General features: G+C 58.9%; 20 protein-coding genes. 14 read left to right on the top strand and 6 right to left on the bottom strand.

Annotation, left to right across the window (positions count from 1 at the left end):
• Positions 1 to 39 precede the first annotated feature (39 nt).
• Positions 40 to 291 (bottom strand): conjugal transfer protein TraD, encoded by a 252-nt coding sequence (locus ABL922_RS06330; RefSeq protein ID WP_349023365.1) that lies wholly within the window; start codon positions 289 to 291, stop codon positions 40 to 42.
• 22 nt (positions 292 to 313) lie between these two features.
• Positions 314 to 619, bottom strand: coding sequence for a conjugal transfer protein TraD (locus ABL922_RS06325; protein WP_349023364.1), 306 nt, complete (start codon positions 617 to 619; stop codon positions 314 to 316).
• A gap of 172 nt (positions 620 to 791) precedes the next feature.
• Between ABL922_RS06325 and traA the strand changes: the two genes are divergently transcribed.
• Positions 792 to 3,677, top strand: a complete 2,886-nt coding sequence (gene traA / locus ABL922_RS06320) for a Ti-type conjugative transfer relaxase TraA (RefSeq protein WP_349023363.1) — start codon at positions 792 to 794, stop codon at positions 3,675 to 3,677.
• 10 nt (positions 3,678 to 3,687) lie between these two features.
• Entirely contained in the window at positions 3,688 to 4,452 is a 765-nt protein-coding gene (locus tag ABL922_RS06315; protein WP_349023362.1) for a DUF6118 family protein, read from the top strand.
• Between the two features lie 312 nt (positions 4,453 to 4,764).
• Here ABL922_RS06315 and ABL922_RS06310 read toward each other — a convergent pair whose 3' ends face one another.
• Positions 4,765 to 5,763 (bottom strand): AraC family transcriptional regulator, encoded by a 999-nt coding sequence (locus ABL922_RS06310; protein ID WP_349023361.1) that lies wholly within the window; start codon positions 5,761 to 5,763, stop codon positions 4,765 to 4,767.
• 90 nt (positions 5,764 to 5,853) lie between these two features.
• Here ABL922_RS06310 and ABL922_RS06305 point away from each other — a divergent pair, with 90 nt between their 5' ends.
• The 8 genes from ABL922_RS06305 to ABL922_RS06270 all read left to right on the top strand — a co-directional run bounded on the left by ABL922_RS06305 (position 5,854) and on the right by ABL922_RS06270 (position 12,375).
• Positions 5,854 to 6,837, top strand: coding sequence for a quinone oxidoreductase (locus tag ABL922_RS06305; RefSeq protein ID WP_349023360.1), 984 nt, complete (start codon positions 5,854 to 5,856; stop codon positions 6,835 to 6,837).
• Positions 6,838 to 6,839: 2 nt separating this feature from the next.
• Positions 6,840 to 7,688: a TauD/TfdA family dioxygenase gene (locus tag ABL922_RS06300; RefSeq protein ID WP_349023359.1), complete on the top strand. Its 849-nt coding sequence runs from the start codon at positions 6,840 to 6,842 to the stop codon at positions 7,686 to 7,688.
• Positions 7,689 to 7,721: 33 nt separating this feature from the next.
• Positions 7,722 to 8,624, top strand: a complete 903-nt coding sequence (locus ABL922_RS06295) for a TauD/TfdA family dioxygenase (RefSeq protein WP_349023358.1) — start codon at positions 7,722 to 7,724, stop codon at positions 8,622 to 8,624.
• Positions 8,624 to 9,046 carry a GFA family protein gene (locus ABL922_RS06290; RefSeq protein ID WP_349023357.1) on the top strand — a complete coding sequence of 141 codons (423 nt, stop codon included), beginning with the start codon at positions 8,624 to 8,626 and terminating at the stop codon, positions 9,044 to 9,046. The genes ABL922_RS06295 and ABL922_RS06290 overlap by 1 nt, the downstream gene beginning before the upstream one ends.
• 12 nt (positions 9,047 to 9,058) lie before the next feature.
• Positions 9,059 to 10,126, top strand: a complete 1,068-nt coding sequence (locus ABL922_RS06285; RefSeq protein ID WP_349023356.1) for a 3-keto-5-aminohexanoate cleavage protein — start codon at positions 9,059 to 9,061, stop codon at positions 10,124 to 10,126.
• 67 nt (positions 10,127 to 10,193) lie between these two features.
• Positions 10,194 to 10,571, top strand: coding sequence for a carboxymuconolactone decarboxylase family protein (locus tag ABL922_RS06280; RefSeq protein WP_349023355.1), 378 nt, complete (start codon positions 10,194 to 10,196; stop codon positions 10,569 to 10,571).
• A gap of 76 nt (positions 10,572 to 10,647) precedes the next feature.
• Positions 10,648 to 11,097, top strand: coding sequence for an SDR family oxidoreductase (locus ABL922_RS06275; RefSeq protein ID WP_349023354.1), 450 nt, complete (start codon positions 10,648 to 10,650; stop codon positions 11,095 to 11,097).
• Positions 11,098 to 12,375, top strand: coding sequence for an MFS transporter (locus ABL922_RS06270; protein WP_349023353.1), 1,278 nt, complete (start codon positions 11,098 to 11,100; stop codon positions 12,373 to 12,375).
• A 43-nt stretch (positions 12,376 to 12,418) separates the two neighbouring features.
• Here the strand turns inward: ABL922_RS06270 and ABL922_RS06265 are convergent, their stop codons facing one another.
• Both ABL922_RS06265 and ald read right to left on the bottom strand, forming a co-directional pair.
• Positions 12,419 to 13,735 carry a serine hydrolase gene (locus ABL922_RS06265; protein ID WP_349023352.1) on the bottom strand — a complete coding sequence of 439 codons (1,317 nt, stop codon included), beginning with the start codon at positions 13,733 to 13,735 and terminating at the stop codon, positions 12,419 to 12,421.
• A 42-nt stretch (positions 13,736 to 13,777) separates the two neighbouring features.
• Complete coding sequence (ald, locus tag ABL922_RS06260) at positions 13,778 to 14,905, bottom strand: alanine dehydrogenase (protein WP_349023351.1); 1,128 nt, start codon at positions 14,903 to 14,905, stop codon at positions 13,778 to 13,780.
• A 133-nt stretch (positions 14,906 to 15,038) separates the two neighbouring features.
• Here ald and ABL922_RS06255 point away from each other — a divergent pair, with 133 nt between their 5' ends.
• On the top strand, positions 15,039 to 15,506 hold the full coding sequence (locus ABL922_RS06255) for an Lrp/AsnC family transcriptional regulator (protein WP_349023350.1): 468 nt from the start codon (positions 15,039 to 15,041) through the stop codon (positions 15,504 to 15,506).
• Between the two features lie 67 nt (positions 15,507 to 15,573).
• Positions 15,574 to 16,473 carry a hypothetical protein gene (locus ABL922_RS06250; protein WP_349023349.1) on the top strand — a complete coding sequence of 300 codons (900 nt, stop codon included), beginning with the start codon at positions 15,574 to 15,576 and terminating at the stop codon, positions 16,471 to 16,473.
• On the opposite strand, the gene ABL922_RS06245 is transcribed toward ABL922_RS06250, so the two are convergent.
• On the bottom strand, positions 16,470 to 17,780 hold the full coding sequence (locus ABL922_RS06245) for an aspartate aminotransferase family protein (RefSeq protein WP_349023348.1): 1,311 nt from the start codon (positions 17,778 to 17,780) through the stop codon (positions 16,470 to 16,472). The genes ABL922_RS06250 and ABL922_RS06245 overlap by 4 nt on opposite strands.
• A gap of 260 nt (positions 17,781 to 18,040) precedes the next feature.
• Here ABL922_RS06245 and ABL922_RS06240 point away from each other — a divergent pair, with 260 nt between their 5' ends.
• Complete coding sequence (locus ABL922_RS06240; RefSeq protein ID WP_349023347.1) at positions 18,041 to 18,751, top strand: TorF family putative porin; 711 nt, start codon at positions 18,041 to 18,043, stop codon at positions 18,749 to 18,751.
• Between the two features lie 115 nt (positions 18,752 to 18,866).
• The gene (locus ABL922_RS06235) at positions 18,867 to 20,213 is read left to right on the top strand and encodes a glutamine synthetase family protein (RefSeq protein ID WP_349023346.1); all 1,347 of its coding nucleotides are present in this window, start codon (positions 18,867 to 18,869) and stop codon (positions 20,211 to 20,213) included.
• Positions 20,214 to 20,278: the final 65 nt, after the last annotated feature.

Below are 20,278 nucleotides of genomic sequence, written 5' to 3'. Positions count from 1 at the left end.
TGCGCTTTTTCACTCTGTGCCGGGCGCCTCGCCAAGTTGTTATTTCCGCTGGTCGATCAATGAGGGCGTCGAGTTTTGATCCTCGAACGCTCGCTTCCCTTTACGTTTCCAAATCGCCAGCGCCTGCTCGCGATCCTCGCTGCGCAGTTTGATGGCGACCGTCAGGAACGCACCGTAGAGCGTCGCGCGATCATCGTCGGTTAGGTCGACAAGTTCGGCTTTCACAACAAGTCCGCCCAGCTCGATCAATTGCTTCGTGCGCTCGCGTCTTTTGATTTGCCATTCGCGCATGTCTGTACGTGCTTTTCGTGCTTCAAGCCGGTGCCGTACCGCCGTCAGCCGTGCGAGGGCCGTCCAGCTTGTTTTCAGTTCCTTCGCCACGGTTTCGTGCCGTCCCTTGAAAGAAGGCTGCCCCGCGTTTGCGCCAGCTCTCCCTTTTTGCAGAGTCGGTGATTTCGACGATGGATAGTAAAGCACCGGCAAGCGTTTCGGCGTCCATCACGTCGGCTCCGGTGGCAATTACCAGTTCACCAAGTTGCTGGACGCGGCGTTCTTTGAGTTGCTTTGCCCTTTCGGCAAGTGCCTTCAGTTCCGAATCAATATCACGGGGTTTACGCATCTTGTGTCTCCATTGAGAGTTGATGCACCCATCATAATATCGCGCTTCTCCTAATGCTGTAGAGTACTCGAGACAGTCTGACACCACCTAGTCCCGAGCAGGATTTTATCATGGGAGGGCGCGCTTATACGTCGTGCCGACGTGGCTTTAGTGGCGTAGATGGATTGCCATCATGGCTATCTTCCATCTCTCGGTCAAAGTCATCAGCCGCGCCAGCGGTCGCAGCGCTGTGGCGGCAGCGGCCTATCGCGGAGCCGAACGCCTGCACGATGAGCGGCTCGACCGTGACCATGACTTCACGAACAAGGACGGCGTCGTTCATTCCGAAGTGATGCTGCCCGAAGGTGCGCCGCCCGAGTTTGCCGACCGGGAAAAACTCTGGAACGCGGTCGAGGCAGCAGAGAAGCGAAAGGACGCGCAACTTTCGCGCGACGTCGAGTTCGCCATCCCGCGCGAGATGAACAAGGCCCAAGGCATTGCGCTTGCCCGCGACTTTGTGAAGACCGAGTTCGTCGAGAAGGGCATGATCGCCGATCTGAATGTGCATTGGGACATCGGCAAGGACGGGCAGGCCAAGCCGCACGCCCATGTCATGTTGACCATGCGCGAAGTCGGAAAGGACGGCTTTGGCGCGAAGGTGCGCGACTGGAACAAGACCGAGCTGGTCGAGCAATGGCGCGAACGCTGGGCCGAGCATGTCAACCAGCGGCTGGCGGAGCTCGATATCGACGCGCGCGTCGATCATCGCAGCCTTGAAGCGCAGGGTATCGGCCTCGAACCGCAGGACAAGATCGGCCCGGCTGCCTTACGCATTGGCGGTCGTGGGCTTGAGGCCGAGCGCATCGAGGAGCACCGCGCCATCGCACAGCGCAATGGCGAGCGGATCATCGCTAATCCGAATGTCGCGCTCGACGCGATCACGCACAGCCAAGCCACCTTCACGAACCGCGACCTTGCCATATTCGTGCATCGGCACAGCGACGGAAAAGAGCAGTTCGATGCGGCGCTAAGTGCAGTGCGCGGATCGCCCGATTTCATCGCTTTGGGCAAAGACGGACGCGGCGACGAACGCTTCACATCGCGCCAGATGATCGAGACCGAGCAGCGGTTGCAGCGCGCATCGGAATTGATGGCGGAGCGCGAACGGCATCGCGTTGGCGAGGACAAGCAAATGAGCGCGCTGGCGCGCGCCGAGGAGCGCGGCTTGCTGCTATCGGGAGAGCAGCGCGCGGCGTTCGAGCATGTGACCGACAAAAGCGGACTGAGCATTGTCGTTGGCTATGCCGGGACCGGCAAGAGCGCGATGCTCGGCGTCGCGCGCGAGGCATGGGAAAGCGCTGGCCACACCGTTCGCGGCGCGGCGCTATCCGGCATTGCCGCCGAAGGTTTGGAGCAGGGTTCGGGCATTGCTTCGCGCACTATCGCCAGCCTTGAACATCAATGGGGACAGGGCCGCGAACAGCTCACGTCGCGCGACGTACTTGTTATCGACGAGGCGGGCATGGTCGGTACGCGCCAGATGAAGCGTGTGCTGTCACACGCCGCAGATGCAGGCGCGAAAGTCGTGCTGGTTGGTGACCCGCAACAGTTGCAGGCCATTGAAGCCGGAGCGGCGTTCCGTGCCATCCACGAACGGCATGGCGGTGTGGAAATCAGCGAAGTCCGCCGCCAGCACCAAGGCTGGCAGCAGGACGCCACCCGGCACCTTGCCACTGGACGCACGGGGCAGGCCATTCATGCCTATGGCGAGCGCGGCATGGTGCATCTTGCCGCGACGCGGGAGGTCGCACGCGAGGATTTGATCGAGCATTGGGATCGCGAAAGGCAGGCTAGCCCCAGTGATACACGGATCATTCTCACCCACACCAATGACGAGGTGCGCGAACTCAATGAAGCCGCTCGCGGGCGTATGCGTGTCGCAGGCGGCTTGGGTGACGATGTGTCGATCAAGGCCGAGCGCGGCGAACGTCAATTTGCCAGCGGCGACCGTATCATGTTTCTGCGCAACGAGCGCGGGCTTGGCGTCAAGAACGGCACGCTCGGCATCGTTGAGCAGGTGACGCCGCAGAGTATGGCGGTGCGTACCGACGATGGCCGCAGCGTCGCCTTCGACACCAAAGATTATGCGCATGTCGATCATGGTTACGCCGCCACCATCCATAAGGCGCAGGGCATGACGGTTGACCGGGCGCATGTGCTCGCCACGCCGGGCATGGACAGCCACGGTGCCTATGTTGCGCTGTCGCGCCACCGTGACGGCGTAGAACTGCATTATGGACGCGATGACTTCGCCGATCAGTCGAAACTCGTCCGCACCCTTAGCCGCGAGCACGGCAAAGACATGGCGAGCGACTACAGCCCGGAACAGCGATTTGCCGAGCGGCGCGGCATTACATTTCGCGAGCGTCTTGTGGAGATTGCACGACAGTTGCCGGAGCGCGCGAAATCTATCTTCGCCGCGTTCCGCCCGCAGGCGCAGAAGCTGGAACCGCTGCCAACCGAACAGGCAGACCTGTCGAACCAGCGCCGTGCGGTCGAACGCTTTGCGCGTGCCGCCGACGATATGGCGAAGATGCGCGAGCAAGGATTGCCGGTCCTACCTCATCAGCGCGACGCGCTCGACAAGGCAGCGAAGACACTCGACGCGATTCAGCCCCATGCCGCCGCCGATCTTGCCAGCGCTTTGCAGCGGCAGCCTGAACTCATCCGCGAAGCAGCCGATGGCCGCAGCCAAGGCACAATCCGCGCCATGCAGCTTGAGTCTGAAATCCGAGCCGATCCGGTGCAGCGCGCCGACCGCTTTGTGACTGACTGGCAGCAGCTAGGGCAGGCACGCGCGGCCATGCAGCAAAACGGCAACGACAATAGCGCGCGCCGCGTCGCGGGACGCATGGCCGACATGGCGAAAGGGCTGGAGCGCGATCCACAGGTGGAATCGCTGCTCCGCAATCGGACGCGGGAACTTGGTCTCGGCAAGGATATCGGGCGCGACTTGTCCCGCGACCTTGCCGCGTCTGTGTCGTTCGAGCGGACCCGCTCGATTGGAATGAGCCTTTAGGAGAAATGAAGTGGACAATGCCGATACCGAAGAAGTGACACTGGACATCGATGCGGAGGCGGAAGCCGAGCCCCAGTCAAAGTCTGCCGAGGTCGAGAGCGACCCCGCTGCCGAGGCCTTTGCACGCCTTGAAGGCGAAATGGCCCTCATGCGGCGCGCGGTCCAGCATCTTGCCGCCGAGCGAGCGGACATCGTTATCCCTGACTATGGGGCGACCCTGACGGAGATGACAAAGCGGCTCGAAGAGATGGCGGAGAATCTTGATTGCATCGAGGAACACCCGGCCATGCAGGTGACGCCCGATAGCTTTGGCAGGCGGATCGAAGCCGCAGCGGAGGCGGCGCGGCGCGGCGATCAAACGCGGATGAACAACGCATATAATGAGCTGCGGCAAGCGGCGCAGGATATGCGCGGTGTCACATCCCACGCCCGCACCAACGCGGACCAACGCCGCACGGTGTTTCAGGCGGTCGGAGGCGGAGTGCTCGGCGGCATCCTGCTATGGTCTTTCCTTCCCGGAACTATCGCCGGTTCCGTGCCGGAGAGCTGGCACTGGCCCGAACGCATGGCGGCGGAGATGCTGGATGAAGCATCTGGGTGGGAGGCAGGCACCAGACTTATGAGTGCAGACGATCCCCAAGCATGGAGTGCCGTTGTGCAGGCAGCGAGAATGGCGCAGGCCAACCGTCAAATCATTTCTGGCTGTATCAAGAAAGCAAGCGCTTCTGGCAAACCCGTCCGATGCACTGTCAGCATCGTTCCGGATTCTAATTGATGGCAGTCTCAATTTCACCGTTAAGTGGCTTCACTTGAAAGGGGCTGACGGTTGTGGGTAGTTGCATCAAAGAATGCGTTCGAATTGCAAAAATCTGTTCAAAAATCAGTCCGAAAAATTTCTCGGTTAATCGAACGGTAGTTTGCTCCAGCGCGCCCGCCGTGTGGGGGTAAATGTGGGGAAATAAAAAGTAAAAGAACGTAAAAACACTTGTTATTCATACAGTTATTGTTTTAGTTCGATACTAGCCCTGCCACCATTTTCCTCGCATTTCTGCGGATGCTATTCGAAAGCCACACGCTCTCCGAAGGCCTAGAGTGCTATTCCTCGCCGCCTTGAGGGCGGTTCGCCGAATTGCGCTACAAACCAGCGCGTGAATGATGCGGGCGTTGCATAGCCCAGCATTTCGGCGATGTGTAATAGCCTGAACTTCGGGTTATCCAGATAGCGCAGAGCGAGTTCGCGTCGCACTTCGTCGAGCAGATCGGAGAATACCAAGCCTTCGGTATCAAGGCGACGCTGCATCGTTCGGACATTCTGGCCGAGCGTTTGCGCGACAGTGGCGATCGATGCCCGGCCGCTGGGTAACAGCAGGATAATGGCCTGGCGAACGTCGCTGCCCAAAGACCGGCTTTCTGGTCGCGACTGGACCTCGATAAACTGCCGTGCGTGCATCGCATAGGCGGCATTGGCTTGCGGGTTGGGGCGGTCAAGATCCCGCGTAAGGCACACAATCCCGCTCTGGGCACTTCCGAAATCCAGCGGACAGCCAAAGACGCGATGGTGGTCGGAAAGATCGTTAGGCCTGTGATGGATCAGCGACACCGACACTGGTTTCCAGTGCGCACCCAATACCAAACGGAAAAAGCCGAGCAACACTGCCAGCGCGAGTTCGCTTGCCTGCCGTGGCAAGGCATCCCCCCCGATGGTCAACTCCTCGCGTACAATGGCAATGTCGCCTTCCTCCTCGATCAGCATCGAGAGGGTGGGATTCACAAGGTGCCGATAATGGATGATCGTTTGCAGCACATCACGCAACGACGGTTGGTGCGCGATCAGCAGGCTGACGGGGCCAAGGTCGGACAGACTGCGCCCTTCCGCCATTTGCAATCCAAAGCTGTAGCATTGTGTAGCCCGCGCCGATGCTTCGAGCAGTTCGACGACGGCTACAGCAGGGATCAGCTGGTCGGGATTGTCGATGAGCGCGCGGGAAAGCCCCATCTGGCGCAGCAAAGGTGCAGTATTGAGCCCATGTTTGCGGGCCACCGCCTGATAGTTGATAAGTGTCGCGGCACGAACAAGGGCTGACATGTCGCCAAATGATAAGCCAAATGTGTGAAATGAAAAGCGCCAATCGAGCTGTGCATTATTCCGTCCCAAAGTGAGGGGAGGATCGGGAAAATGGCGACAGTCGTTCGCATGCAACAGGCAGGATCTCCGGATGTACTGAAGATCGAGCAGGCAACGGTCGGCGCGCCCGGGCCGGGTGAAGTGCGCATCCGGCATGCAGCCATTGGCTGCAACTTTGCCGACACCTATTTCCGTTCGGGCTATTATCCGGTCCAGCCGCCCTGCGGTATCGGCGTTGAAGGCGCAGGCACGATCGAGGCCGTTGGCGAAGGTGTATCAGGTTTCGCGGTCGGCGATCGGGTCAGTTACAATGGCGGTCCTTTGGGCGCCTATGCAACCGAACGGGTAATGCCTGCCGCACCTCTGTTCAAGCTGCCGGACTCGGTCTCGTTTGAGGCGGCGGCCGCATCCACGATGCGCGGGCTGTCTGCTTGTTATTGGCTGATGAAGGCTGATCCACGGCTAAAGGCCGGGGATACGATCCTGCTCCACGCCGCTGCCGGCGGGGTAGGCTTGCTCGCCGTGCAGGTTGCCAAGCTTCTCGGCCTCAGGGTGATCGGAACGGTTTCGAGCGAGGAAAAGGCCGCCAAGGCCCGCTCGCTGGGTTGCGATGAAATCATCTATTATCGCCACGAGGATGTGCCCGCACGCGTCAAGGAACTGACCGAGGGCGAAGGTGTGCAGACCGTTTTCGATTCGGTTGGCCAGGATACTTTTGAGGGCTCCTTAAAGTCGCTGCGTCGTCGGGGCGTGCTGGTCGGTTGCGGGACCGCGTCGGGCCCGTTCCCGCCGATCGATGCGTTCCAGCTGATGCTGCAGGGCTCGGTCTATTTCATTCGTCCGGCCTTTGCCGACTTCTTCGCCGACCCGGTCGAGCGCGCCGAACTTGCCAAGTTCTGGTTTGATCATCTGTCGGCAGGCCGGATCAAAGTCGAGATCGGCCAGCGTTACACCCTCGACCAGTGCGTTCAAGCACACCGCGATCTCGAGGCTGGAAAGACTATCGGTTCATCAATTTTTGTGACGGAAGAATAGTCATGCATGTGGAAAAACTCACTTGCGCTTTAGGTGCCGAAATTAGCGGTATCAAGTTAGCCGAAGTTGGCCGCAATGATGACCTTGCAGGAGAGGTGAACGAACTGCTAATCAAGCACAAGGTCCTGTTTTTCCGTGAGCAGGAAATAAGCGACGCCGAACATGCCGCTTTCGCGCGTCGTTTCGGAGAGCTTGAAGATCATCCGCTTGCCTCTAGCGCGGATAGCGAGCCGGGTATCATCCATATATGGAAAAGTCCCGAGAGCCCGCCGGAACGCTATGAGAATTCCTGGCATACCGATGCGGCGTGGCGGGAGCGCCCGCCAATGGGCGCGGTGCTTCGCTGCGTCGAATGTCCGCCGGTCGGCGGCGACACGATGTGGGCCAATATGGAGCTGGCCTATGAGCAGCTGCCGGATCATATCAAGGAAGACATTGCCGATCTGCGCGCGCGTCACAGCATGGAGGCGACGTTCATGGCCGCCAAGCCCGCCGACGAGCGACTGGCGATGAAGGAACGCTTTCCTGATCCTGAGCATCCGGTGGTGCGCACCCATCCCGTCACAGGTCGCAAGTGCCTCTACACTGGCGGGTTCATCACCCATTTCACCAATTATCACACGGCCAAGCGCGTCCGCGTAGGTCAGGATTGGCATCCCGGTGCTGCAAACCTGCTGCAGTATCTGATTTCGCAGTCAGCCATCCCTGAATATCAGATTCGCTGGCGCTGGACGCCGGGTTCGGTTGCCGTCTGGGACAATCGCTGCACCCAGCATTATGCCGTGATGGACTACCCACCCTGCATCCGTCGCATGAACCGTGCGACGATCATTGGCGATCGACCATATTGAGTTAAGCACGCAAGACCAATTTGGAGTGAGGCAATGGCGGAGAGTATAATTTTGCAGGAACGCCAGTATCGCCACTTTCGTGTGACGCCGCGCACGCCGGTCATTGGCGGGTGGATTGAAGATTTTCATCTCGGCGACCTGAACGATGAAGCGGCGGTAGATTTGCGAGAGGCCTTGTGGCACTATGGCGTTCTGTTTGCGCGCAAACAGCATCTGTCTTTTGACGCGATGAAGGCTGTTGCTTGGGCGTTCGGGGACCAGCTGGAAACCCATAGCTATGCCCCAACCATGGCAGATCAGGGCCATCCCGAAGTGGTGATCATCCGCAAGCTACAATCCGAAAAGGCCAAAACCACAACCGACATCTGGCATCATGACGTAACAAGCCGCAAACACCCGAACATCATGTCGATCCTGCAGGCGGATCAGGTGCCGTTCGGCGCGGACACCATGTGGTCCAGCATGACATCTGCTTATGCGCGGCTGCCCGATGCGCTGAAGCAGCTTTTTCTGAATATCGAGATTGATCACGACACGCTCTATCTGATGCTCCGGCACGATTTTGGCGATGCCAGCATGTCGCCAGACAAGATTGCGGCTCTCGGCGAAGCACATACCCATCCCGCCGTCATTGCGCATCATGCGACAGGCAAGCCGTGCTTGTTCGTCGGCAATGGCTATGTGAAGCGCGTTCATGGCTACACCGCAGAATTGAGCGAGCTTATCCTCAAGATTGCCAATGAAATGCCGAAAATACCGGAGCTGCAAGTCCGTCATCAATGGGAAGCGGGCGATGTCGCGATCTGGGATAATTTTGCGACGTGCCACTACGGAGTGTCAGCCGACATCGGCGATCAGTTGCGGTTGCTTCACCGCGTCGCTTCATGGTCTGATCGCGTCACGCCCACGGCCTATCGACCGGACGGCGACGCGTGATGAAGATCGACGGCACCTGCCATTGCGGCGAAATCGCCTGGGAGGCGGAGATTGATCCGGACAAGCTCCTCATCTGCCATTGCACCGATTGCCAGATACTTTCGGGCGGGCCGTTCCGCTGGGGAACTCTGATCCCGAAAGAGGCGTTCACGCTGCTGCGCGGTAGCCCCAAAGCCTATCGGAAGATCGCCGCGAGCGGTTCTCCACGCTTGCTCAGCTTTTGCGGAACCTGCGGCACGCCACTTTATGGGTCGCAGTTTGAAAATGCGACGACCTATTCGCTGCGCCTGTCGAGCGCGCGGCAGGCCGGTACGCTGCGCCCGAAGATGCAGATGTGGAGCGCCAGCGCCATAGACTGGCTCGACGCCGTGTGCGCCATGCCCAAGATCGAACAACCTAACCCCGATTTGAAGACAGACTGAAGGAGAATCCCAATGCAGTTTTTTGATGATAGCCTGCTTCCCGAAACCCAGGATCCGCTGGTAATTCAAGTCGCGCCTTATGCTCCCAGCTTCTTCCCGCGCGACAGCGACGATATTCCTCTGAGCTATGCTGAGCAGGTTCAGAAAGCGGTTGATTGCTATAACGCGGGTGCAACCGTTCTCCACGTCCATGTGCGCGAACCCGACGGCAGCGGTTCAAAAAATCTCGACCGGTTCAACGAGATGCTGGACCGGCTGCGGACAGCTGTCCCGAAAATGATCCTCCAGGTCGGCGGCTCGATCAGCTTTGCGCCCAAGAATGACGGCGAGGCCGCGTTGTGGCTTTCAGACGACACAAGGCACATGCTCGCCAATCTTAGCCCTGCACCCGATCAGGTCACGTTGGCGGTCAACACCAACCAGATGAACGTGATGGAGTTGATCACCGAGGATGATGCGCGCGGCACCTCGATGGGCGAAACCAACTATGCCGAGGCCTATACCGAAATGTATTATGAGGCCGGGCCGAAGTTCATGAAGGAGCATATGAAGCGGCTGACGGCGGCTGGGATCCAGACCCATTTCATGGTCGGCTGTGCTCGCGATCTCGAAACCGTGGAGCGGTTGGTTCGAAGCGGCCATTATTTGGGGCCGCTGGTGCTCAACTGGGTCGCCATTGGCGGCGGCCATGATGGCCCCAATCCGCGCAACCTGATGGAATTCATCAACCGGCTGCCGCAAAATGCGGTGTTCACAGTCGAAGGGTTGATGCGCAATGTCTATCCGCTGTGCGCGATGGGCATCGCGATGGGCTTCCACGTCCGCGTTGGACAGGAAGACAATCTCTGGGGCCGCAAGGGCGAGCGTGCAACCTCGGTCCAGCAGATTGAAAAGATGGTCCGGATTTCCGAGGAGCTTTACCGCCCGATCGCAACAGGCGAGGAGGCCCGCCGCATTTACAAGATTGGAACATTCTATTCGAGCGTTGAGGAAACCTTGCGCGAGAATGGCTGGCTTCCCAATCGCAACAAAAATTTCGGCGTAGCAAATGTGCGCAGCGCGCCGTTGATGGCAGCCTGAACCGGACTGAGAGGCGGAGGGCAATACCCTTCGCCTCTTGCCCAATAATATCAATGGGGAGGCGACAATGAGCGAAACACCCATCAGCGATGCCGCCCGTGCGAGCGGGCAATGGAACAAGGCGTGGGACGAAATCGCGGCGCTCGATTCCGAATGGATAGAGAAGTTTCTGGACATGGGCACATTGCCGGTCCGCAAGGGTGTGCTTGATCCCAAAACCTATGAGTTGATTGCAATCGCGGTCGATGCCTCATGCACCCATATGTACGCACCCGGCACCCGTCGGCACATCGCCAAGGCGCTCGATGCAGGCGCTACGCCGGAAGAGGTTATGGCCGTGCTCGAATGTGTTGCTGTGCTTGGCATCCACTCGGTGGCCTTGGGCGCCCCCATGCTGGTTGAGGAGATGAAAGCGCGCGGACTCTCCGCTCCGAGGGACGGATGATGAAGTGCGGCGAGACAAACATTAAACAGGGCTCACCATCCCGGTCGAACGTGACAGCGTTAGGCTCACGGCAACTATGAGCGATGCGGAGTGGCACAAATATTGGGCGGTCAACGTCCACGGGCTATTCTATTGCACCCGCGCAGCGCTCCGCCGAATGGAGCCGCGCCGCTATGGACGGATCGTCAATATCGCTTCGATCGTAGGGATGTCGATGTTCAGCGCCCACAGCCCGCATTATTCGGCGACCAAGGGTGCCGTTATCGCCTTCACCCACTCGGTTGGGGCTGAAGTGGCAGGGGCCAATATTCTCGTCAAGGCCATTGCTCCGGTTGGCGTGGCGACACCGATGTTCGACGACTATTTGGAAAAAATCGGCGAAGAAGTGCGTAACCGTCTGTTCCAGCTCATTCCCACCGGACGGTTGGGAACGATGGACGAATATGCCGAACTTGTCCTGTATCTATCGGGTGATAAACACTATCTTGACGGCCAGACAATCAGCCCAACTGGAGGGATGTTCTAGGTGGCAGGACCGATCGTAATCGATGACAGCCCTGGCCCCTCGCGTGCCTCCGCATATGGCTGGGTGGTTTTTGCGCTCAGCTTTGGCCTGTTGATGAGCGACCATATGGCGCGGCAAGTGCTCGCCGCGGTCGGGCCGCAGATCAAAAGCGAATGGTCGCTCAGCGATGCCGAGCTTGCTTCGCTATCCAGCGTGGTTGCGCTTGCCGTCGGGCTGCTCACCCTGCCGCTTTCCTATATTGCAGATCGGTTCGGACGGGTGAAGAGTCTGGTCGCAATGGCGCTTCTCTGGAGCCTCGCGACGCTCGCTGGGGCCTGGGCGCAAAGCTACCCGCAGATGCTGGCGGCACGGCTGTTCGTCGGCGTTGGTGAGGCTGCTTATGGCAGCGTTGGCATCGCGGTGGTGCTGGCGGTTTTCCCGACGCACATGCGCGCGACATTGTCATCGTCGTTTCTCGCAGGATCGATCGCAGGCCAGATGGCGGGCGTCATTTTGGGGGCGCAAATCGCAGCAACCCACGGCTGGCGATCGTCTTTTGTGGCGATTGGCATTTTCGGACTGGTGCTGGCGCTAATCTACCCGATGGTTGTGCGTGAGAATCGGCTCGGAACCCCGCCCGAGCGCAAGCGACTGGAATGGAGAGAATTGGCGCGCCTGCTGTTTGGCCGACCACTGCTGCCATTGACCTATTTCGCCGGGGGTATCCAATTGTTCTGCACGGGCACATTAGCTGTGTTCCTGCCTATCTTGTTCACCCGTCACTACGGAATGGCCTTGGACGTTGCCGGGCGGAGCACCGCTATTTTCCTGATGCTGTGTGCGATCGGAATGGTCAGCTGCGGAGTTCTGGTCGACCGGATGGCCCGCCGCGATCCGGCGATCACGCCCAAGCTGTCGATTGGCTTCTCGCTTCTCTCCGCAGCCCTGTTTGCCGGGGCATTTTTTTCGCCACCGGGGCAGTTGCAACTTGTGCTGATTGGCGGCGCCCTACTGGTAGTTGCCGGGATCACCGGGGTCACCGGATCGATGGTCGCCAACGCCACCCCAAGAGAAATCCACAGCACGTCGATGGCGGTACTTGCACTCGCCTACAACCTGCTCGGACTTGCGCCGGGACCGATCGTCACCGGTTGGCTCTCCGATCAATATGATCTGCTCGTCGCGCTCAAATTTCTACCGCTACCTTGCTTGCTTAGCGCGGCTGCGATGGTGTTTGCAGGTCGGCTCTATTCGGCAGAGATGAAGGCGAAGAATAGCGCTAAAGTCGAAATGAATTGAAGCTCTTTATCCTTGATGTTTCAATCTATTCCGGCCGATCGCTCTATTTACCGCTGGCGAAATATCGACCCAGCGCTTCGTAGGCCGGGATTGAGGTCGGATCGATGGCGACATTGCCGGCGACAGGATGCGAGGCAAAGCGGGCGATGACCATTTCGGCCTTGGGATCGATATAGATCGCCTGTCCGTGGATGCCGCGCGCCATATAGGCGCCGTGGTCGTTATGGCTGATCCACCATTGGTTACGGTAAGTCCAGCCGGGCAGGGTCGGGTAAGCCCCGTTTTTGGCGAACTCCGCCTTGCCACCACCCTTGGCGATATCGGCAATAGCCGCGGCGGGAACGACTTGCTTGTCTTTCCACTTGCCACCCAGCCGCATCATCTCGCCAAAACGCGCCATGTCGCGGGCAGACAGCATAAGGCCGCCGCCCCCGAAAGGCGTGCCCTGCGCATCGACGACAATGGCGGCATCCTGTTCCATGCCGAGCTTTGACCAGAAACGCTGCTCCAACTGGTCGCGAACCGGAACGCCGGTTGCGCGCGCGATGATCCAGCCAAGCGCGTCGCTATTGGCGGTGCGATAGGTGAAGCGTTCGCCATGCTCGCCCTGCTTGCCGATGGTGGGTAGGAAAGCGAGGAAGCCGTCAGGGCCGTCATAACCTGCGGGCCGCGGTGCCGCCCGGCCAGCGCGGGCGTGACGGATAATGTCGGCGTCAGGATTGGTGTAGGTTTCGTCAAAGGCGATGCCGGTCGTCATATCCATGACATGGCGGACAGTCGCGCCTGCGAAGCCACTGCCGGCCAGTTCGGGAATATAGTCGGTAACCAGCTTGTCCGGATCAAGCTTGCCCTCTGCCGCAAGACTTGCGGCTAGCGTACCGATATAGGATTTGGTCACCGAGAATGTGATGTGCTGCGACGCGGGTGTGGTGACGCCCATATAGCGTTCATAGACAATCTTGCCCTTGTGCAGCACGACAATGGCGTCGGTGTAGTTTGCGCCAAGAGCCTCTTTCCAACTCATCGGCGTGTCGCTGCCCAGCGGCGTAAAGGTCAGCGCGTCGATGTCATCGCGCTCGGTGCGCGGAAAGGCATGGGCGGGGGCATCGCCGCGATGGAGCGGTTGCGACGCGAAAAACTGCCGCCAGTTCGAAAAGCTCCATCGCAGCTGCGGGAAGCGGAAATAGCTGCCGTCATCGAACTTGATCTGCTTGTCGGCAGGCGGCGGTGTGCCTTGCATCCAGCCGAGCTTGGCCGGATCGCTTGCAGCCGCATCGAGCTGTTTGCGCTCACTTTGTGCCTGCGCACCCGATGTTGCAACCGCAAGCGCTGCCGCTGCGATAACCGCTTTTTTGGCCATGTGCCTCTCCCTCTTATGTCCTCAAGAGAGAGGATGGCGCAATCAATCGGCCAGTGCAACCTCGGGGTCGACGAACTTCATGTTCAAGCTTTCGGCAACCGCTTTACTGGTCACCTTGCCCTTGTGGACGTTGAGACCAGCAAGCAGGCCGCGGCCGATTTCGCTATGCCCATGCAGCGCTTCGAGCCCCTTGTCGGCGAGGGCAAGACCATAAGGCAGGGTCGCATTGTTGAGCGCAGCGGCACTGGTCTGCGGAACGGCCCCCGGCATATTGGCAACGCAATAATGGATGATACCATCAACGACATAGGTCGGCTCGGCATGGGTGGTGGGCTTTGAGGTTTCAAAGCAGCCGCCTTGGTCAATCGCAACGTCGACGAGCACCGAGCCGGGCTTCATATGCTTGAGCATGGCGCGGGTTACCAGCTTGGGTGCGCTCGCGCCGGGGATGAGGACCGCGCCGATGACAGCATCAGCGATGCTGATTTCGGCATCGATAGTGTCGAGCGTCGAATAGCGGGTGCGCACGCGACCGTGGAACAGCTCGTCCAATTGGCGCAGACGCGGGATCGAGCGGTCGACTATAGTCACCTCGGCACCAAGGCCAACTGCCATGCGCGCCGCATGGGTGCCGACAACACCGCCGCCCAAGACGGTAACACGACCGGCTGGAACACCCGGGACGCCGCCAAGCAGGATACCGGCGCCACCTTCCGAACGGCGCATCGCTTCGCCTGCGGCTTCGATGGCCAGACGACCGGCAACTTCGCTCATCGGGGCGAGAAGGGGCAGGGTGCCCTTGTCGTCAGTGACGGTTTCATAGGCGATCGCGGTGCAACCCGATTTGACCAGACCCTTGGCCTGCTTTGGATCGGGCGCAAGGTGGAGATAGGTGAACAACAACTGGCCTTCGCGCAGTTGCACCCATTCGCTGGGCTGCGGCTCCTTCACCTTGACCACCATTTCGGCCTTGGCAAAGATTTCTTCTGCGGTTTTAACGATCTTGGCCCCCGCCTTTTTATAGGCCTCGTCGGTCGCCATTATCCCTGCGCCTGCGCCTGATTGCACCATCACCTGATGGCCACGCGCAACATATTCGCGCACGGCAGAGGGCGTCAGTCCGACGCGATATTCATGGACCTTGATTTCGGTGGGGACGCCGACGCGCATAATAGCCTCCTGCATAAAAGCGGTGTTACGCCGCTTTTATCACGCTGAGTGTAAGTGTAATGCGCAAAGTCTGGACAGTTTTGTCTGTTTGATGCAGGTAAATGCCGAAATTGTACAAAATGGCGCTCAAAATATGCAAATAGACAGGATAGACCGCAAGATACTCGGCGCACTGGTCGCCAATGGTCGGGCGACGCAGCAGGAATTGGGCGAAGCGGCGGGGCTTTCGCCCAGCGCCGCGTCAAGGCGGCAAAAGGCGCTGGAGGATGCGGGCATATTGCGCGGTTATCGCGCCGATGTGAATTTGCGCAAGCTGGGCATGGGCGCAACGGTGATGGTGACGATCACACTCGACAGCCAAAGCGAGGAGGCGATGGAGGCGTTTGAGCAAGCTGTCGCATCGAGCCCCTCCATTTTGCGCTGTCATTTGATGAGCGGGCGCAATGATTACCACCTCACCGTCCGGGCAGCGTCCATTGAAGATTATGAGCGGGTGCACCGTCAGGAAATTGCACGATTGCCCAGAGTAGCGCGGATCGAGACGGCCTTTGCCCTTCGCGAAGTCGTCAACCGCACGGTCCCGCCGAGGCTGTTAGGCTGATTTACAATATGACAAGCTTTGGACGTTAACCCCGCATACGTGGATATTTGTTCGAGGCGGGGGCCCAATGGAACATCAATTGCAAAAAGCATGGGCCGATGAAGCGGTCGAAAATGCCTATTTCCAGCGCATAGAGGCAATGGTGCAGGCGGGCGATCTGGATGCCGCTTCCGCAATCCTTGAAGACGACCTGGCCAGCCTCGATACGCCGCTTGGCCAATTGTGCCGCGATCTCAGCGAGGAGGCGGTCGATATTGCCGGATGGGAGGAGCTTGGCGATTCGATTTCGCAATATGAAGGCGAACCGATCACCGCAGTCCACATCATGATTTCGAACGAGCCCGATCTGGTGTTCGAAGACAAAAGCGTGACCCACCATCCGATGATCGAAGTGGTGTTCTACAGCGACGAGCATCTCGCCTTTTCCGAGATGTCGCGCGAGGAACTGCTCGCCGCAAGTCTGACCGAAGACGAAAGCTGGTGGGGGCTGGGCGAAGATATGGAGGCCTATCTGGAGATCAACGGCCTCAGCCAGTTGAACACCGCATTGCTGCACCACAAACGCCAATATTATTTCCGCGACCAGATGCATGTGCTCGATGAAAAGAACGGGCTGGCCGCCGACACCGCGCCCTTGCTCTATGTCGAGTTCCGTCTGACGTCGATGCTGCGCTCAGTGCGTTATCATCAGGCTGTGAAGGCGTTGGTCGAAGGCTTTGGGCTGCGCAAAAATGTGCCGGTACTGGTCGGCATGCACAATATGAAGCCCGAGATCAGCTCAGTCTATATGGCGAAATCGGCGGTCATTGTCGAAATGGCGCGGATCCCGAAGCTTGCGGTTACCATCAAGCGCAACATGGAAGAAATCCCCGAAGAGTTTTCGGGCAGCAGCCTGCGCCAGCGGGTGCTGGTTGAGGCCGAGGAGGAGAGGCCGGGCTTCTTCAGGCGCCTGTTCGGTCGGCGCTAACCGATCGTCTCGAGCAGTTCCCCGATCTTCCCGAACATCTCATCAATATGCGCCTTCTCCAGAATCAGCGGCGGAGATAGCGCGATGATGTCTCCAGTCGCACGCACCAATAGTCCATTGTCAAAACAGGCATGGAACAACTCAGTGGCGCGCTTTGTGGGGGCGCCGGGGCGGGGTTCGAGTTCGATTCCGGCGACCAGTCCGATGGTGCGGATGTCGATGATATGCGGCTTGCCGCGAAGGCTGTGCGCGGCGTCGGCCCAATAGGCACCCAATTCGTCGGCTTTGTCGAACAGCCCTTCGTCACGGTAGAGATCAAGCGTCGCAAGGCTCGCCGCGCAGGCGACCGGGTGGCCTGAATAGGTATAGCCGTGGAACAGCTCGATGCCGTCCGCCGCATTGTTGACCACATCATCATGGATTTGGCGGCTGACCGCGACTGCACCCATCGGGACGGCGGCGTTGGTCAGGCCCTTGGCCATAGTGATAATGTCGGGCGTTACGCCCCAAGTTCCAGCGGCGGTTGCGCCGCCGACGCGGCCATAGGCGGTGATTACCTCGTCAAAGATCAAGATAATGCCATGCTTGGTGCAGATGTTGCGCAGCCGCTGCAGATAACCGACCGGGGGAATTAGAACACCTGTGGAGCCTGCCATCGGTTCAACGATAACGGCCGCAATCGTTTCGGCGCCGTGGAGTGTAACCAGTCGTTCAAGGTCGTCTGCCAGTTCCGCACCGTGCGCCGGAAAGTCCTTTGAAAAGGCGTTGCGCGCCAAATCATGGGTGTGCGGCAGGTGATCGACACCGGGTAGCCCCTGCCACCAGCGACGGTTATTGACGATGCCGCCGACCGAAATTCCGCCAAAGCCGGTGCCATGATAGCCGCGCTCGCGCCCGACCAGTCGGGTGCGCGTCCCCTGGCCGCGTGACCGTTGCAATGCGAGCGCGATCTTGAGCGCGGTATCGACTGACTCGCTGCCCGAATTGGTGAAGAATATGCGGTCGAGTCCTTCTGGCATCAGTTCGGCGACACGGGATGCGAGTTCAAAGGCAAGCGGATGGCCCAACTGAAAGGTCGGGCCGAAATCCATGCTCGCCGCCGTTTTCGAGATCGCCTCCACAATCGGCGCGCGGCAATGGCCTGCGTTGCTACACCACAGGCCAGAGGTGCCATCAAGGATGCGGTTTCCGGAGACATCCCAATAATGCATGTCCTTGGCAGCGGCCAACTGGCGCGGGTGTGCTTTATAGGCGCGGTTGGCGGTGAAGGGCATCCAGAATGCTGCCAAAGGGTCGTTTTCACGCATCGATTCGGTCCTTGTTGGGCGCCGTTGGGCGCCGACTGACTGTGACCGATATGCCACAACTTATAAAAAGGACAATGTTGCAGACATAAAATGGCTTGATTGCGGTGCGTCTTGCTGTTTTTGTGCACTTGCACACTGACAGCGATATTAACCATACAACAAGTGGAAGCTGGCAGAACTCGCGGGAACGAACAGCCATATTGGAGGCAGGGGCCTTTGTGCCGACTGTCAGCGAGTTTAAGTGAAGAAAGGTCAATAATATGCGTAAATCTGTTTTCAAGCTGGCCGCAGCTTGCGTTGCTCTGGGCAGCATCTCGGCTGCAGCTCCTGCCTTTGCGCAGGAAGAAGCCGCTGAAGAAGCCGAAGGTCCGATCACCGTTTCGGGCGGCATCGCAGTCGTTTCCGACTATCGTTTCCGCGGCGTTTCGCTGTCGGACAAGGATTTTGCGGTTCAGCCCACCATCACCATCAGCCATGAATCGGGCTTATATTTAGGTGCCTGGGGCTCGAACATCGCCGACAATGCTGGCGATGATCTTGAACTCGACATCTACGCCGGTTTTGCCGGCGGGGATGCCGTAACATACGATCTTGGCGTTACCTATTACATCTACCCCGGCGTTTCGGCATTCAACTATGCTGAAATCATCGGCAAGGTTGGCACCACGGTCGGCCCGGCAACTATTGGCGCGATGCTCGCTTATGCACCGAGCCAGGACGGCACAGGCAACACCGACAATGTCTATATCGGCACCAATGCCTCGATCGGCATCCCCGATACTCCGCTGACCTTCACGGGTTCGGTCGGTTATGAAGATGGCGCGTTTGGCAACGACAAGATCGATTGGTCACTGGGTGTAACCGCTGAAGTCAAAGGCTTTACGCTCGGTGCATCTTATGTCGATACCAACCGCTTTGTCGGTGGTCTCGGCAAGGCCGGTGCGGTCTTCTCCATCAGCTACGGCTTCTGATTTTTCGCTGGCCTTCGGGCCGGCAAATCCAAATTTGCATGCCGGGCTTGACTGTTCAAGCCCGGCATGTCCTTATGCGGCAGGTCCATTTCCGGCCCTAAACCGGTGAAAAACAATGTCTGTCAATCTGGCGAACTGGATCGCCGAAAACAAAATCGACGAAGTCGAATGTATCGTTCCCGATATTAACGGGGTGCAGCGCGGCAAGGTTCTGCCTGCAAAAAAATTCCTCTCCTCGGTCAGTGACAAGTCACTCCGCATTCCCGGAAGCATCTTTATCTGCACGATCGACGGACATTATCCCGAAGATATCGAGGATATCTGGGACAAGGACCCTGACAAGATATTGATCGCCGATCCGGATACGATTTGCATTGCCCCCGGCTTCAAATCGCCCACCGCCTTTGTCATTGCCGATGCTTATAATGGCGACGGCACCGAGGTGGAGTTGGCCCCGCGCGCCATCCTCAAAAAAGTGCTGGGTTTATACGCCGCCAAAGGCTGGAAACCGATCATCGCGCCAGAGGTGGAATTTTATCTCGTCAGCCAGAATGTCGACCCCGATTTCCCGCTGGTTCCGCCGACAGGGTCCAGCGGCCGGGCCGAGACTGCCAGCCAGCCTTATGGGTTGGAGGCGATGAACGAATATGAAGATATCATCGATCATATCTATGACGATTGCGAACTGATGAAGATCGATATCGATACGATGATCCATGAAATGGGTGCTGCACAGCTGGAGGTGAATTTTCTCCATGGCGATCCGTTGAAACTTGCCGATCAGGTGTTTCTGTTCAAACGCGTGGTCCGCGCGGTGGCGAAGCAGCACGGCGTCTATGCGACCTTCATGGCAAACCCGATGGCGGGGCAACCGGGCAGCGCGATGCACATCCACCAGTCGGTGGTCGATGCCGAAACGGGTAAAAACCTGTTCTCTAACGCCAATGGCAAGGATAGCGCGATGTTTCGCAGCTATATTGCCGGCCTAGTCAAGTTCATGCCGCAAATTTCGCCGCTTTGGGCGCCCAATGTGAACAGTTTCCGCCGCATGCGGCCGGACAGCGCGGCACCCATCAATGTGCAATGGGGAGAGGATAATCGCTCCTGCGGATTTCGCGTGCCGATTTCCGACAAGCATAACCGCCGCGTTGAAAACCGGCTGCCTGGTGCGGACTCCAACCCATATCTGGCGATGGCCGCGTCGCTGGTCTGTGGCTATATCGGGATGGTCGACCGGATGGTGCCTGCAAAGGCGATAACCGGTAGCGCATATAACCGCGCCCGCACCCTGCCGCGCACGTTGGAAGCCGCGCTCGATCGCTTTTCGGCATGCAAACCCGTCCGCAACCTGCTTGGCGAGGATTTCTTCGAGATATTCTACGCGGTGAAGGATTATGAGCTGTTCAACTACCAGTCGGTGGTCAGCAGTTGGGAACGCGAGCATTTGTTGCTGCGTGTTTAATATCCTCCCCATCGACTTGCGATGGGGAGGGGGACCGCTCGGCGATAGCCGAGTGGTGGAGGGGA

Source organism: Sphingorhabdus sp., from assembly GCF_040079335.1.
Classification (GTDB): Bacteria; Pseudomonadota; Alphaproteobacteria; order Sphingomonadales; family Sphingomonadaceae; genus Sphingorhabdus_B.
This window is presented reverse-complemented; position numbering and strand designations above follow the sequence as displayed.

Bases quoted from the DNA above. Each gene is read 5' to 3' on its own strand.
- ABL922_RS06295 (WP_349023358.1), top strand. From the start codon at position 7,722: ATGGCGGAGAGTATAATTTTGCAGGAACGCCAGTATCGCCACTTTCGT.
- ABL922_RS06280 (WP_349023355.1), top strand. From the start codon at position 10,194: ATGAGCGAAACACCCATCAGCGATGCCGCCCGTGCGAGCGGGCAATGG.
- traA (WP_349023363.1), top strand. From the start codon at position 792: ATGGCTATCTTCCATCTCTCGGTCAAAGTCATCAGCCGCGCCAGCGGT.
- ABL922_RS06275 (WP_349023354.1), top strand. From the start codon at position 10,648: ATGAGCGATGCGGAGTGGCACAAATATTGGGCGGTCAACGTCCACGGG.
- ABL922_RS06240 (WP_349023347.1), top strand. From the start codon at position 18,041: ATGCGTAAATCTGTTTTCAAGCTGGCCGCAGCTTGCGTTGCTCTGGGC.
- ABL922_RS06290 (WP_349023357.1), top strand. From the start codon at position 8,624: ATGAAGATCGACGGCACCTGCCATTGCGGCGAAATCGCCTGGGAGGCG.
- ABL922_RS06250 (WP_349023349.1), top strand. From the start codon at position 15,574: ATGGAACATCAATTGCAAAAAGCATGGGCCGATGAAGCGGTCGAAAAT.
- ABL922_RS06245 (WP_349023348.1), bottom strand. From the start codon at position 17,780: ATGCGTGAAAACGACCCTTTGGCAGCATTCTGGATGCCCTTCACCGCC.
- ABL922_RS06305 (WP_349023360.1), top strand. From the start codon at position 5,854: ATGGCGACAGTCGTTCGCATGCAACAGGCAGGATCTCCGGATGTACTG.
- ABL922_RS06325 (WP_349023364.1), bottom strand. From the start codon at position 619: ATGCGTAAACCCCGTGATATTGATTCGGAACTGAAGGCACTTGCCGAA.
- ABL922_RS06300 (WP_349023359.1), top strand. From the start codon at position 6,840: ATGCATGTGGAAAAACTCACTTGCGCTTTAGGTGCCGAAATTAGCGGT.
- ABL922_RS06310 (WP_349023361.1), bottom strand. From the start codon at position 5,763: ATGTCAGCCCTTGTTCGTGCCGCGACACTTATCAACTATCAGGCGGTG.
- ABL922_RS06285 (WP_349023356.1), top strand. From the start codon at position 9,059: ATGCAGTTTTTTGATGATAGCCTGCTTCCCGAAACCCAGGATCCGCTG.
- ABL922_RS06235 (WP_349023346.1), top strand. From the start codon at position 18,867: ATGTCTGTCAATCTGGCGAACTGGATCGCCGAAAACAAAATCGACGAA.
- ABL922_RS06330 (WP_349023365.1), bottom strand. From the start codon at position 291: ATGCGCGAATGGCAAATCAAAAGACGCGAGCGCACGAAGCAATTGATC.
- ald (WP_349023351.1), bottom strand. From the start codon at position 14,905: ATGCGCGTCGGCGTCCCCACCGAAATCAAGGTCCATGAATATCGCGTC.
- ABL922_RS06265 (WP_349023352.1), bottom strand. From the start codon at position 13,735: ATGGCCAAAAAAGCGGTTATCGCAGCGGCAGCGCTTGCGGTTGCAACA.
- ABL922_RS06255 (WP_349023350.1), top strand. From the start codon at position 15,039: ATGCAAATAGACAGGATAGACCGCAAGATACTCGGCGCACTGGTCGCC.